Annotated in this window: 10 protein-coding genes; 2 read left to right on the top strand and 8 right to left on the bottom strand. The window is 47.4% G+C overall.

Going from position 1 to position 13,517, the window contains the following annotated elements:
- Window positions 1-121: 121 nt before the first annotated feature.
- Window positions 122-1,663: a YifB family Mg chelatase-like AAA ATPase gene (locus BMZ54_RS00490; RefSeq protein ID WP_089906205.1), complete on the bottom strand. Its 1,542-nt coding sequence runs from the start codon at window positions 1,661-1,663 to the stop codon at window positions 122-124.
- A 261-nt stretch (window positions 1,664-1,924) separates the two neighbouring features.
- Here BMZ54_RS00490 and BMZ54_RS00485 point away from each other — a divergent pair, with 261 nt between their 5' ends.
- Complete coding sequence (locus BMZ54_RS00485; RefSeq protein ID WP_089906204.1) at window positions 1,925-5,419, top strand: SusC/RagA family TonB-linked outer membrane protein; 3,495 nt, start codon at window positions 1,925-1,927, stop codon at window positions 5,417-5,419.
- Window positions 5,420-6,760, top strand: coding sequence for a RagB/SusD family nutrient uptake outer membrane protein (locus BMZ54_RS00480; RefSeq protein WP_089906203.1), 1,341 nt, complete (start codon window positions 5,420-5,422; stop codon window positions 6,758-6,760). It abuts the gene before it with no gap.
- Window positions 6,761-6,906: 146 nt separating this feature from the next.
- Here BMZ54_RS00480 and BMZ54_RS00475 read toward each other — a convergent pair whose 3' ends face one another.
- The 7 genes from BMZ54_RS00475 to ubiE all read right to left on the bottom strand — a co-directional run bounded on the left by BMZ54_RS00475 (window position 6,907) and on the right by ubiE (window position 13,424).
- Window positions 6,907-7,263, bottom strand: coding sequence for a hypothetical protein (locus tag BMZ54_RS00475; protein WP_089906202.1), 357 nt, complete (start codon window positions 7,261-7,263; stop codon window positions 6,907-6,909).
- Between the two features lie 43 nt (window positions 7,264-7,306).
- Window positions 7,307-7,765, bottom strand: coding sequence for a MauE/DoxX family redox-associated membrane protein (locus tag BMZ54_RS00470; RefSeq protein ID WP_089906201.1), 459 nt, complete (start codon window positions 7,763-7,765; stop codon window positions 7,307-7,309).
- A gap of 41 nt (window positions 7,766-7,806) precedes the next feature.
- A complete protein-coding gene (locus BMZ54_RS00465; RefSeq protein ID WP_089906200.1) occupies window positions 7,807-8,793 on the bottom strand; it encodes a helix-turn-helix transcriptional regulator in 987 nt (328 codons plus the stop codon).
- Between the two features lie 238 nt (window positions 8,794-9,031).
- The gene (locus BMZ54_RS00460) at window positions 9,032-10,360 is read right to left on the bottom strand and encodes a MutS-related protein (protein WP_089906199.1); all 1,329 of its coding nucleotides are present in this window, start codon (window positions 10,358-10,360) and stop codon (window positions 9,032-9,034) included.
- Between the two features lie 130 nt (window positions 10,361-10,490).
- Window positions 10,491-11,837: a dihydroorotase gene (locus BMZ54_RS00455; protein ID WP_089906198.1), complete on the bottom strand. Its 1,347-nt coding sequence runs from the start codon at window positions 11,835-11,837 to the stop codon at window positions 10,491-10,493.
- Between the two features lie 160 nt (window positions 11,838-11,997).
- Entirely contained in the window at window positions 11,998-12,705 is a 708-nt protein-coding gene (gene porT / locus BMZ54_RS00450; protein WP_089906197.1) for a type IX secretion/gliding motility protein PorT/SprT, read from the bottom strand.
- Complete coding sequence (ubiE, locus tag BMZ54_RS00445; protein WP_089906196.1) at window positions 12,678-13,424, bottom strand: bifunctional demethylmenaquinone methyltransferase/2-methoxy-6-polyprenyl-1,4-benzoquinol methylase UbiE; 747 nt, start codon at window positions 13,422-13,424, stop codon at window positions 12,678-12,680. The genes porT and ubiE overlap by 28 nt, the downstream gene beginning before the upstream one ends.
- Window positions 13,425-13,517: the final 93 nt, after the last annotated feature.

The raw sequence follows: 13,517 nt of genomic DNA, 5'->3' as shown, positions 1-13,517 counted from the left end.
TTTCATCAAGGAAGCATCTACCATCCGCTACAAATAAACCATCACAACGACATCATCAACAAACACCCACCATCCGCCGCGTTCCATTTTTAATTTTTACTTTTTTACTTTTAATTTTTGATCACGCTCCCCAGCTCTCCCTGTCCAAGCTTCTGAAACGTATAGCCTCCGCTATATGCGCGGTCTGTATCATTTCAAAACCCTCCAGGTCCGCAATGGTCCTGCTTACTTTTAATATACGGTCATACGCCCGGGCCGATAGCTTCAGTTTATTCATGGCATTCTTCAGCAGGTTAGCGCTTTCGTATTCCAGGTAACATAACTGTTTCTGCAGGCTGCTGCTGATCTGCGCATTGCAGTATATGCCATTGTGTTGTTTAAAACGTTCGGTTTGTACCTCACGCGCCTGCACTACCCGTTGCCTTATACACTCGCTGGGTTCTGCCGTTTCTGTAGAGTTAAGCGAAGCAAAAGGCACCGGCGTAACCTCTACATGCATATCAATCCTGTCCAGCAAAGGACCGGATACACGGTTCAGATATTTTTGCACAATACCGGGAGCACAGGTACAATTCTTTTCCGGGTGGTTGTAATAGCCGCAGGGGCAGGGATTCATAGCCGCCACCAGCATAAAGCTGGCAGGGAAATCAACCGTGGTTTTAGTACGGGAAATAGTCACCTGTCTTTCTTCTACGGGCTGCCGCATTACCTCCAGCACGGTACGTTTAAATTCCGGCAGCTCATCTAAAAAAAGTACGCCGTTATGCGCCAGGGATATTTCGCCCGGCTGCGGTATGCTGCCGCCGCCTACCAGTGCAGCATCGCTAATGGTATGATGCGGAGAGCGGAACGGCCGGCGTGCTATCAGCGATGCATGCGCCGGCAGCTTGCCCGCTACCGAATGGATCTTGGTAGTTTCCAGCGCTTCGTGCAGGCTTAAGGGTGGTAAAATAGACGACAGCCTTTTGGCCAGCATGGTTTTGCCGGCACCCGGCGGGCCTATCATCAGTACATTATGGCCGCCGGCAGCCGCTATTTCCAGCGCGCGTTTTACGCCGTATTGCCCTTTTACATCACTGAAGTCAACATCAAAATGTTGCTGCGCGGTGATAAACTCCTGCCGTGCATCTACGTGTACGGGCAACAGTGATTGCGGTGCATGCAGGAACTGTATCACTTCGCGTATGTGTGATACGCCGTACACTTCCAGCTCGCTCACCATGGCTGCTTCCCGGGCATTTTGCAGGGGCAGCAGCATGCCTTTGAAACCTTCTTTCCTGGCCTGTATGGCCATGGGCAGGGCGCCTTTAATAGGTTGTATGGTGCCGTCCAAGGATAGCTCGCCCATAATAATGTATTGAGATAATGCTTCACCCGGCACCTGTCCGGAAGCCGCAATAATGCCCAGCGTAATAGGCAGATCATAGGCCGATCCTGCTTTACGGATATCGGCCGGCGCCATGTTCACTACAGTGCGGAACCGCGGAAAACGATACCCCAGGCTGATGATAGTAGATTCAATACGTTTTTCACTTTCCTTTACTGCATTATCGGGTAAGCCTACAATAAAAAATTTAGTGCCTTTGGGAAAAACATTCACTTCCAGGGTAATGGTAATAGCAGTTACGCCCTGCACGGCGCTGCCAAAGGTTTTAACAATCATGGATGGATATGGTTGATGGAAAACGAAAATAAGAGAAAACACAGAATCTGCCAATTTCACACAATAGTTTGGCGTTAACATTGGATTAACCAAAAAAAGGTTTAAATTTTGTCAATGGCTATGAAAACCGTTGTAACCCTTTTGACCCATCAACCCGGATTACACCTGAAATATTCATAGCAATATTCGTTTATACATGTAGGTTATATTGGTGAAACTAATCATCCTGTTCAAATAACTCTGGTAATAAAGAATAACCATATGGGGTTTGCAGCCATGCGTTTTAATTTAATGCTACTGTTGCTATGCGTGTGCCTGGTAAGCGCTGCCCTGCCTGCGTTTGCGGGTAACATAATGTTTTTTCAGCATACGGATAAGGTAACCCTCTCTGCAGATCAATGGCCGCTGCGGGAAGTATTAAAAGCCATGAACAGACAAACCGGTTATTATTTCTTTTACTCCGCCGACCTGGTTAACAACAATGAAAAAGTAACGTTACATGTAAAGGAAGCTGCTGTGGAAAATGTGTTGCAACAATTACTGAAGGGAAAGGGATTGATCTGGGTATTTAATGGGAACACGGTTATAATAAAAAAAGCTCCACCGGTCGCGGCCCCTGCTAGTGGCACACTACGCGATTCATTATTGACATTCCTCAACGGGCAGGTTACAGATATTAGCGGTACCCCATTAGCCGGGGCCACCGTATTGGTGGATGGTACGCCCAAAGGCGCTACCACCAATGAACAGGGCCGGTTTGTAATTGACGGCATCACCCGCCCCATCACCCTGCAGGTAAGTTATGCGGGTTACCTGAAACAACAGGTACGGTTGAATGAAACAGGTAATGTGCAGATCCGTTTGCAGAAAGAGATCCTGGACATTACCAGCGTATCCGTAGTAGCAACCGGTTACCAGGCCATTCCCAGGGAACGCGCTACCGGCTCTTTTGTAAAGCTGGATAATGAGCTGCTGAACCGTAAAGTGAGCACCGGCATCCTGGACCGCCTAGATGGGGTGGCCAGCGGCGTATTGTTTGATAAACGTGATGCCGCCAGCACCAGGATCCAGATCCGCGGCTTGTATACCCTTACTTCAGCCATTGCGCAACCTTTAGTAGTGGTGGACAATTTTCCTTATGAAGGTGATATAAACGATATTAATCCTAATGATGTAGAGAACATCACCATCCTGAAAGATGCAGCTGCGGCCTCTATCTGGGGCGCTAAAGCTGGCAACGGGGTGATTGTGATCACCACTAAAAAAGGGCGGTATGATCAGGCGCCCCGCGTATCTTTTAACTCCAATGTAACGGTGATCAATAAACCGGAATTATTCCGCTTACCGCAAATGCCAGCTTCCGATCTTATTGACCTGGAAGAATTTTTATTCAGCAAAGGTTATTACAATAGTGCTATTAATGACAGGCGCTACCCGCCTGTAACACCGGTGGTAGACCTGCTGGTAAGGGAGCGGAACGGGCAGCTGTCAGCAGCTGAAACAAAGGCCGCTATTGACAAATTACGCAGCATAGATGTACGCAACGATTTCCTGAAATACATTTACCGGCAGGGCATCAACCAGCAGTACGCCGCCAATGTTAGCGGCGGCAGCAAAAAGGTAAAATACTTTTTCTCCACCGGGTACGATAAGAACAGCACCAACCTGGTGGGCAATACTTACCAGCGTATAACCCTGCGTACCGACAATACCTGGCAGGCCACCCGTAAACTGCAGGTACAGACAGGCATTCAATATACACAGCATGATGATACCAACAACAGCACCGGCCCCTATAACAGCAATGCCTATAAGCTGGGCACGCGTGCGCTGCCGCCTTATAGCCGGCTGGCAGATGATAACGGCAATCCTTTAACCCTGGATACCCGCTACGCAGATACATATACAGATACTGCCGGGCATGGCCTGCTGCTGGACTGGAAGTACCGTCCCTTGCAGGAGATGGCCCTGAACGATAAAACCTCCCGCGCACAGGTGCTGATCGCTAACCTGGGATTGCAGTATAATTTTTCCAATACCATTAGTGCAGAGGTAAAATATCAATACCAGCGTGCAGATAGAAATAGCCGTGCATATTACAGCACACAAACCTTTTTTGCGAGGGACCTTATTAACCGCTATTCACAGATCCATGGCGACAGCGTAACCTATATAGTACCCAATGCCCCTGTCACAGACCGTTCTGCCAGTTTACAGCAGGGGCATATGTTACGCGGGCAGTTAAATTTTAATCATACCTGGGCGGGCAAACACCAGCTGGCAGCTATTGCCGGTGCAGAGCTGCGGCAGCTGCACACGGCAGGCAACAGCTACCGCGATTATGGTAATACAGCGGTAGATCTGCTCCGTTACTACCCGCTGTTCACTGGCCGTACAGCCACCATTCCATCTAATACAGATATAGATGACCGCCTGGATCGTTTTACTTCCGCGTACGCCAATGCAGCTTATACTTACGATAATCGCTATACGTTTTCAGCCAGCGCGCGGAAAGATGCTTCTAATTTATTCGGGGTAAGGGCTAACCGGAAAGGCGTGCCGCTTTGGTCTGCCGGCGCAGCATGGAAAATATCCAATGAAAGATTTTATCGTGCAGGCTGGTTGCCTTACCTGAACCTGCGCCTTAGCTATGGCTCCGGCGGCAATGTGAATAATGCCATTGCAGCATTGGCTACTATTTATAAGTATGATGCTTCCTTCCAGTTCACTAACCTGCCCTTCGCCACCATGCTGAATGTAGCCAACCCCGAGCTGCGCTGGGAAAAAGTAAATACGCTCAACGCCGGGCTGGACTTTACTTTCAAAAACAACCGCCTGAGCGGCAGCATTGAATATTACCATAAGCAATCTGTAGATGTAATAGGCCTGGAAGCGCTGGACCCTACGACCGGACTGGGTGCGGCGCTTACCAACTCTGCGGATATTAAAGGCCGGGGAGTAGAAGTGCAGCTATACGGTAAAGCTATAAATACCAGCGCCTTTCAATGGCAAAGCAGCCTGCTGTTTAATTATGTGCACTATGCAGTATCGCGGTATCTGCTGCCGCCGCTTACCAATGGCTTTGTGAGTGACGGGGAAACAATTATCCCGCTGCCCGGCTACAACCCTTATTTATTGGTAAGCTACAACTGGGCCGGCCTGGACCCTGCCACCGGTGATCCGCGCGGGTACCTTAACAAAAGTATTAGTACAGATTATGCAGCGTTGATAAAGAATCCGCTTGCAGAACAGGTGATCCATGGTCCCGCATTACCCACTTACTTTGGCAATGTATTAAACACCTTTAGCTGGAGGAACATTTCCTTATCTGCCAACATCACTTACCGGCTGGGTTATTATTTCCGGCGCAATACCATTGCTTACAATACGCTGTTTGCAAGTGGTGCTGGACATAGCGATTACCAGCAGCGCTGGCAGCAGCCGGGCGATGAAAAGCATACCAATGTACCATCTCTCGTATATCCTAATCCCGCTTACCGTGATCTGTTCTACACCTATTCATCTATAACGGTAGAGAAAGGAGACCATGTGCGCTGGGAAGATGTACGCTTAAACTACACGCTTAAAAAAGGAATGAACAGCCGCACTTTTTTCAGACAGCTACAGTTTTACACCTACATCACTAACCTGAATATATTGATCTGGAAAGCCAATAAAGCCGGCCTGGATCCGGACTTCCCATCCGGATTGCGAACACCGCGCGCCTTTGCATTTGGTATAAAAGCAGATTTTTAAATGAAAAGAACGTATATACAATACCGGTATATTATCATTTGGCTGCTGTTAGCCTCCTGTAAGCATTACCTGGATGCCAGGCCGGATGTAAAGCTGGAAGTGCCTGTAACCATCAAAGACCTGCAGCTGCTGATGGATGATTACGCCACTATGAACAATACCTGGCCGGCTGCCGGCGGTTTACTGGCTGATAATTTTTACCTGGCCGCAGCAGACTGGAATGCTTTGCCGCAAAGTGACCAGGAGCTGTATCTATGGCAAAGAACAGATCAGACCAACGATTACTGGAACGGCCCCTACCAGGCTATTTTAAATACCAATGTGGTGCTGGAAAATGTTGACAAGGCGCGCAATACCGGTGCTGTAGAGGACTGGAATAACCTGAAAGGTACCGCCCTCTTTTTCCGGGCCATGTATTTTCATGCGCTGGCGCAGCTGTTTGCCAAACCCTATGATGCTGCCACCGCCGCGCAGGACCCAGGTATTCCGCTACGTTACACCTCCAATTACAATGATCCTACAGTAAGGGCATCAGTTGCACAAACCTATGACCGTATTCTGTCTGATCTGAAAACCGCGCTTACCTTATTACCCGAAACACCTGCAATAAAAAGCCGCCCGGGTAAGCCGGCTGCTTATGGTGCGCTGGCCCTTGTATACCTGGATATGCGGGACTATGCCCATGCGGGCGCCTATGCAGATTCCTGCCTGCAATTGTATAACCGGCTGATGGATTACAATGAGCTGGATACCCTGGCAGATGCGCCTGTTCCGCGTTTTAATGATGAAGTGATCTTTGAGATGATATCGCCTAATGCCGGCGCATTATTTCCGGCAGTGTGTAAAGTAGATACGGTACTTTATAATACTTACACGGAGAATGATCTGAGAAAACGTATATGCTTTACCGGTAACAGCTTTAAAGGAGATTATGCAGGTATGGGCCCAGACAATGGATATATTTTTGCCGGTATTGTTACAGATGAAATGTACCTGGTACGTGCAGAGAGCCGGGCCCGTGCGGGGAATGCCACCCAGGCAATGAACGACCTGAATGCATTGCTGGTAAAGCGCTGGCGGCAGGGTACCTTTGTGCCGCTCATAGCTGCAGATGCAACAGATGCGCTCAAACAAATACTCCGTGAAAGAAAAAAAGAGCTGCTGTTCCGCAGCGCCCGCTGGGCCGATCTGCGGCGGCTGCAGCAGGAACCGGCTTTTGCGGTAACACCACAACGTATGTTAAACGGGGAAACCTACACGCTGCTGCCCAACAGCCCTCGTTATGTATTACAGATACCGGGCAAAGTAGTTAGTATGACGGGCATTGAACAAAATCCATGAAAAACCGGCGAAGGCGGTTCATAGAGACCATTTAAAAGACTTTATGAACGGGATAAATGTAAAATGATAAATGTAAAAGTGAAAGATGCAGGACATCGCTGCATTCACTTTTACATTTATCATTTGAAATTTTACATTAAATTTTTTTACGGTTTCTCCTTAAGAAACCCTCCCACAGAAGTACCACCGGTATTGAAATAAGTTACCAGCTGGTTATCCAGCGTGCTGCCCTGCGTAATTACCGGCAGGTGATTGTTGGTTTGCGCCAGCACTGCACACAGGTTCACCGTACCGTTGCAAACATCAGATACATCGGTACCGGCTTCAATATAATTCCCTGCATTACGGGCTTCACCAACATTAAAAGCAATATCGTCCCCGCCATCTGAATACAGGAACCATTGCGTGGTTACAGGTTTTTTTACCAGTTTGCCGGCATGAGTATAAGACGCTGCTGTTACTGCCAGCAGCACAGCCAGCAGGCAAATACGATTTTTCTTCATACAAAAATTTGAAGGTTTAATGGATTAATAAGCCTACTCTTTTTTACAGGTTTTCAGCTTCGCCTGTTTTTATAGATGGTGAAAGAGGATGGTGGAACATGGGTGAATGCAACCGTATACCCAGCAGCGCCAGCGCAGTAAGCACAACATTAAATACCAGGTGCTGCTGCCAGCTTAGCCGGCTAATAACGCCACCACAGGAGCAGGGCAGCCTGGGCACAAAAAGAAGCATGTAGGTAAGGTAAGCGGTGAACACCAGCATAAGCCCCAGGGATGCCAGCATGCCCTGCTTGCGGGTGGCTGGCAGGAACAATAATAAAGCAACCAGTATTTCACCGGCAGGTATCAATACCGCCATAATACCGGCATTACGGGCTATTAAAGGAGAGCTGCGCAGGAAATGTCTGAACACGGCAAATTCACCCAATTTGCTTAATGCGGTGTACAAAAACAGGAGAATAAACAATCCTGCAATGACTTCCGCCATCGTTTTTTTGGACATAGGTTTAAACGCTTGGTCAAAAAAGATTTGACGCTAATGTATTATTCTTCAGTGGCATAGCTTACCCCATTGGCCCGGTGCGACCGTGGGGAATAACCAAAGAACTTTTTAAAGTCCCTTGCAAAGTTGGTAGGCATGTAGCCCAGATCCGCCGCAATATTGGCTACACTTTTATTAGTATGCAGCAGCAGCTGCATGCTGCGCTCCATACGTTGTTTATGATGATAGCTCCATACAGTGGTCATGAAATATTTTTTGAAACCCTGCTTTAGCTTTGACTGGCTGATGCAGAAGCTGCGTGCCAGCTGCGCCAGATCAGGCCGGGTATCCAGGTGATTGGAGAGGTATACCTTAATGGTTTCAAACAGCTGGCTGTTGGCATCGCGGTAAGGGCGGTCGCCGGAGGTATCCAGGTCTTCCAGTACCATGGCCTGTATTTCCAGCAGCTTGCTAAAAAGTTGCATTTCCGTTATTTTCTTCACAGGAGTGCTGTGATTAATATCCTCTATCAGCTGGTACAGCTTATTCCAGGTAATACCGGAAAGCGGTTTGGGTGCGCCATCCTTACTCAGGGTTTGATGCAGCAGCTTTTTAGCATGAAAAGAATCCGTGGCCATTTCTTCCAGCAGCGTGTAAGGGCTATCTACCCCCCAGGATGCATACAGGCCGGGATTCAGGAATATTTCATGGGTACCCTGGTGCAGCTGCAGCAGGTTATACTGCCCCTGGTACAGGCGTACGCGCTCCCTGCCATTAATACGGCAGTCTATGCTGCCTTGCATCATACAGTACAGTGTAGCGCCGGTTTCGTCGGGCTGCAGCAACAATTTTACCGGTCCTTTTACAAACATCCAGTGATGGGATACCACGCAACCTCTTACAGTAATTTTCTGTTCCAGGATCACCGTTAACGGGGTGGAAATAAGCTGGCTTTGTGCAAAGGGATATTGGTAGTTCTTGTACTGTACCGGTATTTCATAGGTAACACTCACCAAATGTGCCGGCACATCCGGAAATGAATACTTCATGGGCTGTTAGTATTTAATGGTTAACATGATGAATAGATATGGTTTAATGATCGTTACAGGTTTTTCATAGTATGCTGCAAAGCATTGCTACGAGGTTCATTCCAGAAAAAGCAGGTTCTCACACGGATACATAGGTTTTCATTTAATGGTCAAAAAAAACAGAGGATAGCGATAAAATTAGTAGTTGCCACTGCTATTATTCTGCAGCAGCTCCTAAAAATCTTGTCAAAAATAAGCACTATTTTATTTCTTTCAGCAGGTCCAGCACTTTCTCCCGTTTCAGGATCAGATAACCGATCTTTTCACGGGCAATACCGTCTTTTAACTGGTAGGTAAAGTGCAGGTTATCCGCAATAACTTCCGATTCAAAGTACTTAAAAAGAATGTTCTTTTCTCCCTGCAGCTCTTCTGCCAGCTCATATAAATGGGTTGACAGAATGAACAAACAGTTAGAGCTGCGCAACAGGCCCTGTATCACAGCCAGGGAGCAGTTCTTGGCATCTTCCACGTTGGTGCCCTTGAACATTTCATCTATCAGCACCAGCCAGTGACGGCCGTTACTGATCTTGATAATGGTGTTCTTAATGCGCTGCACCTCGCTGTAAAAATAGCTTTCTCCTTTAAAGATATTATCCTGCACCTGTATATTGCTGAAAATACCGTGAAAAAAGCTAAGCTTCATATGTTCTGCAGGTACGCCCATTCCAATATGTGCAAGAAATACGGCCACACCTACCGCTTTAATAAACGTGGTTTTGCCTGCCATATTGGCCCCGGTAAGGAATAAAAAACGGGATTTGGGATCCAGCTCAATGTCATAGGATACCGGCGCCTGTAAGATCATGTGATACAGCTGCTTAGCTGCTATAAAGGGGTGAGGGGTATCTTCAAATACCGGGAACTGCAGGTTATAATGTTTCACCGCTTTGGCCATAGCATAATAAGCATCCAGCTTTTTATACAGGTCCACCAGCTCCCAGAGATGTTTTTTCTGGCGGGTGCGGATCAGGTTATCATAACGTAAGATCTGTATAAAGGAAAGCTGTTCCAGGGATTCTATGTGCAGCAGCTCCGTGAATTCCCGCTGCTGTAACAGCTGTTGGGCCCTGTCCAGCAGCTGTTTAAGTATTTTTGGGGTAATATCTGTATTGAATACTTCTACCAGCTTGCGAAAGCCTTTTATGAGGTTCATGAGCTGGGAGAACGAGAATTTAATGAACCCGTAATCCGGTGCATAAATGGTTTTGGTCATTACAGCGCTTAGCAGCAGGCCGGGGCCGCCGGTGCTGGAAATAGGCGTTATCTGCGCTTCCAGGTAATTTTCTACTACTACAATAGTGCCGTTGGTAATGATCTCCGGCCACTGGGCTTGCTGGGCCAGTATGTATTGCAGCACCTGCTGCCTTTGTTCTATGGTTGCAATATCGGCCAGGGGAGCGCTGAACAGTTGCCGCAGGTATTCGCGGCCACCCGCAGTGGTGGTAAAGTCTAACCGGTGGAACAGTGAAAATTCTTCCTCCCGGTTAAAAATAGATAGATCATAGTAGGTCGTCTTGTCCAGCTCCATGCAACCGTATTTTAATTTTAGTGAATATACGTTTTGTAAGGATGCAGGGCAATCATATTTCCATAAAAGTTATTAGTAGTTAGCACAGCATTATGCATTTAACTAACTATCAATAATTACAGGTAGTTCTTTATACCCCGAATGTAAGCCTGCGGCCCTGTACGTTTTCATTGAACTGGCCGTTTTCCCAGGCCAGGTGGCCGCTTACAAACGTGTGGGTAACGGCTGCCGGGAAAGTATGTTCTTCAAACGGGCTCCAGCCACATTTGTAATAAATATTGGGCTTATCTACCATCGTAGCCTGCTGCAGATCCACGATCACACAATCGGCAAAATAACCTTCCCGCAAAAAGCCCCTTTCCTGTATGCGGAAACAGGTGGCCGGTGCATGGCTCATTTTTTCCACCATTTTTTCCAGGGTCAGGTTGCCTTTGCTTACATGTTCCAGCATCATCAGCAGGCTGTGTTGCACCAGTGGTACGCCGGAGGGCGCCTGCATATAAGGCTGCTGTTTTTCTTCCCAGGTATGCGGGGCATGATCCGTGGCAATAATATCCAGCCGGTCATCCAGCAGGCCTTTCCACAGGGCATGTTTATTATGTTCCGCTTTAATGGCCGGGTTACACTTAATAAGGTTGCCGTAACGCACATAATCATCAGCCGTAAAATATAAATGATGCACACATACCTCAGCGGTTATACGTTTTTCTGACAGGGGCAGCATGTTGCTGAACAGCTGCAGCTCTTTTTCCGTTGAAATATGCAGAATATGCAGGCGGGAATTATGTTTTTGTGCAAACTGCACCGCCACTAAGGAGGATTCAAAACAGGCTTCCTCGTTACGGATCAGCGGGTGGTCGGCGGCTGTAAGATTTTCTTCTCCTTTTTCTGCCTGAAAGGCCGCCATGTTGGTACGGATGATCTTTTCATCTTCGCAATGTGTGGCAATGAGTAGCTCGCTTTGGGAGAATATTCTTTCCAGGGTCAGGTAATTATCTACCAGCATATTACCGGTAGAGGAGCCCATGAATATTTTTACACCGCACACGCGGTCTTTTTTTGCATTGGTTTTCAGTACTTCGTCCGCATTGTCATTGGCCACTCCCATAAAAAAGGAGTAATTGGCCAGCGAGCGTTGTGCGGCGATGTCATATTTTTCCTCCAGTATTTCCTGGGTAAGGGCAGCAGGTTTAGTGTTGGGCATTTCCATAAAGCTGGTAGTGCCGCCGGCTACAGCTGCACGCGCTTCAGTATAAATATTGGCTTTATGGGTAAGGCCGGGTTCGCGGAAATGTACCTGGTCGTCAATAACCCCGGGCAGCAGGTGTTTGCCTTCCCCGTTTATCTCTTTGTAGTTAGCATCCAGGGTGATCTGTGGAGCTATTTTTTCAATGCGGTCGCCTTTGATCCATACGTCCTGTACTGTAGTACGTCCTTCGTTTACGACTGCAATATTCCGGATGAGATAATTTTGCATGCCGCAAAGATAATAAGTTGGCAGTTAACAGTTGGCAGTTGGCAGTCAGGGGAATTGTAGTTCAATAGTATGGAGTTGGCATAGCAGGCAATCTCAAAACTATAGCTGACAACAAAAAGCAATCTTCCCAGACTGCCCACTGCCAACTATCTACTGCCAACTACCCTTCCAGGTGTATAGAAAATACAAACATCCTGGATTGCATTTTCTCAACCACATTGGAGTAGCGGAGGTCCGTGTTTTGTACATGCACATTGCCTAACCCGTTACTGATCTTAATTTCAGGGGAGAAGATGAAGCTTTCAAAGTAAAACTCAAAACCGGCGCCTAATTCATAACCATAATCCGTGGTGCGGATCTTGGGCAGGTTATCATCGCGGCGGGCACGGGCATTGGCAGCCAGGTCATAATCAAACTTTAAACCGGCTATCGTGTATACGCGCATGTTACCAATGCGGTCCGATTTAAATTTGATCTGAACGGGAAAGCTTAAGAGAATGGATTCTACCTTTTTAGTGGTTTCCTGTACCGGGTACAGCTCTTTATAATAGAGGTTCTTGGAGGCAAATACCAGCTGCGGATTAAAACGCAGGTCAAAATACTGACTCAGGCGGGCATTGGCAAGCAGGCCCAGGTTAAAACCCATGGTGCGCAAAGGTTCTACCACCATAATGGAATCGTTCTTCAGGAAAGCCTGCGACTGGACCAGCTTAAAATTGGAATTGTTGGCGGCCAGGGTAATACCAAAATAATAAGGCTTGGCATCATGCTCCAACATGTTCATCATTTGCTGGGCGCATACGGTTGTTGGCTTCCATAGGACTATGAAAAGGGATAGGATCAGCGCGTTGCGCAGTAAATTGAACATATGCCGAAAGTGAGCGTTTTGCATGTAACCGACTGGAAACCAGTGTTAGTTAAAATATTGCACATTACCTGCCCCTGTGGAAAAGCCTTCACTGAATCCGGCAGGTAGCTGTAAGCTGCCTGACTTTTCGCAATCCATTTTCCCAGCAGTGGCGTTATATAACGAAAATACAGATTATATAATTGTTTAATGGGAAAAACTGTTGGATTTGAAAATTCAAGGATCACCAGTTTTCCGCCCGGTTTCAGTACGCGGCACATTTCTGAGAGCCCTTTTTCCAGGTTTTCAAAGTTGCGCACGCCAAATGCCACCGTTATGGCATCAAACGTCCTATCAGGAAAAGTTATTGTTTCACTGTCGCCGGCCTGCAGGGTTATTTTATTTTCCAGTCCCAGCTTGGTTATTTTTTCCTGCCCGAAACGGAGCATGCCTTCGGAAATATCTATCCCCGTTATATGATCCGGTTGCAGCAGCCGGTTGGCCATAATGGCAAAATCACCGGTGCCGGTGGCCACATCCAGCATTTGTTTGGGTTGCAGGGTTTTCAGCTGCCGTAAAGCTTTTTTGCGCCACAACACATCAATTCCCATGGACATAAAATGGTTCAGGAAGTCGTAGCGGAAGGCAATATCATTGAACATGGCCGCTATTTGCTCCTTCTTGCTTAATTTTGACTCCGCATACGGAACTACCTTCTGAACATTCGCTTTATCTGACATAGGGGGCAAAGGTAGTAAATGTGTAAATATGCAGCTGTGCCAATGTGCAGATGCATGCTATTTTAAACTTCCAGGGGCTATGGCCCATGGAGC

This window comes from Chitinophaga rupis, assembly GCF_900109685.1.
In the GTDB taxonomy this organism is placed as follows: domain Bacteria; phylum Bacteroidota; class Bacteroidia; order Chitinophagales; family Chitinophagaceae; genus Chitinophaga; species Chitinophaga rupis.
Note: the sequence above shows the minus strand (reverse complement) of the source record. Positions and strands in the feature narration are given on the sequence as shown.

Coding starts and splice junctions, on each gene's coding strand:
- BMZ54_RS00490 (WP_089906205.1), bottom strand. CDS start 1,663: ATGATTGTTAAAACCTTTGGCAGCGCCGTGCAGGGCGTAACTGCTATT.
- BMZ54_RS00485 (WP_089906204.1), top strand. CDS start 1,925: ATGGGGTTTGCAGCCATGCGTTTTAATTTAATGCTACTGTTGCTATGC.
- BMZ54_RS00480 (WP_089906203.1), top strand. CDS start 5,420: ATGAAAAGAACGTATATACAATACCGGTATATTATCATTTGGCTGCTG.
- BMZ54_RS00475 (WP_089906202.1), bottom strand. CDS start 7,263: ATGAAGAAAAATCGTATTTGCCTGCTGGCTGTGCTGCTGGCAGTAACA.
- BMZ54_RS00470 (WP_089906201.1), bottom strand. CDS start 7,765: ATGTCCAAAAAAACGATGGCGGAAGTCATTGCAGGATTGTTTATTCTC.
- BMZ54_RS00465 (WP_089906200.1), bottom strand. CDS start 8,793: ATGAAGTATTCATTTCCGGATGTGCCGGCACATTTGGTGAGTGTTACC.
- BMZ54_RS00460 (WP_089906199.1), bottom strand. CDS start 10,360: ATGGAGCTGGACAAGACGACCTACTATGATCTATCTATTTTTAACCGG.
- BMZ54_RS00455 (WP_089906198.1), bottom strand. CDS start 11,837: ATGCAAAATTATCTCATCCGGAATATTGCAGTCGTAAACGAAGGACGT.
- porT (WP_089906197.1), bottom strand. CDS start 12,705: ATGTTCAATTTACTGCGCAACGCGCTGATCCTATCCCTTTTCATAGTC.
- ubiE (WP_089906196.1), bottom strand. CDS start 13,424: ATGTCAGATAAAGCGAATGTTCAGAAGGTAGTTCCGTATGCGGAGTCA.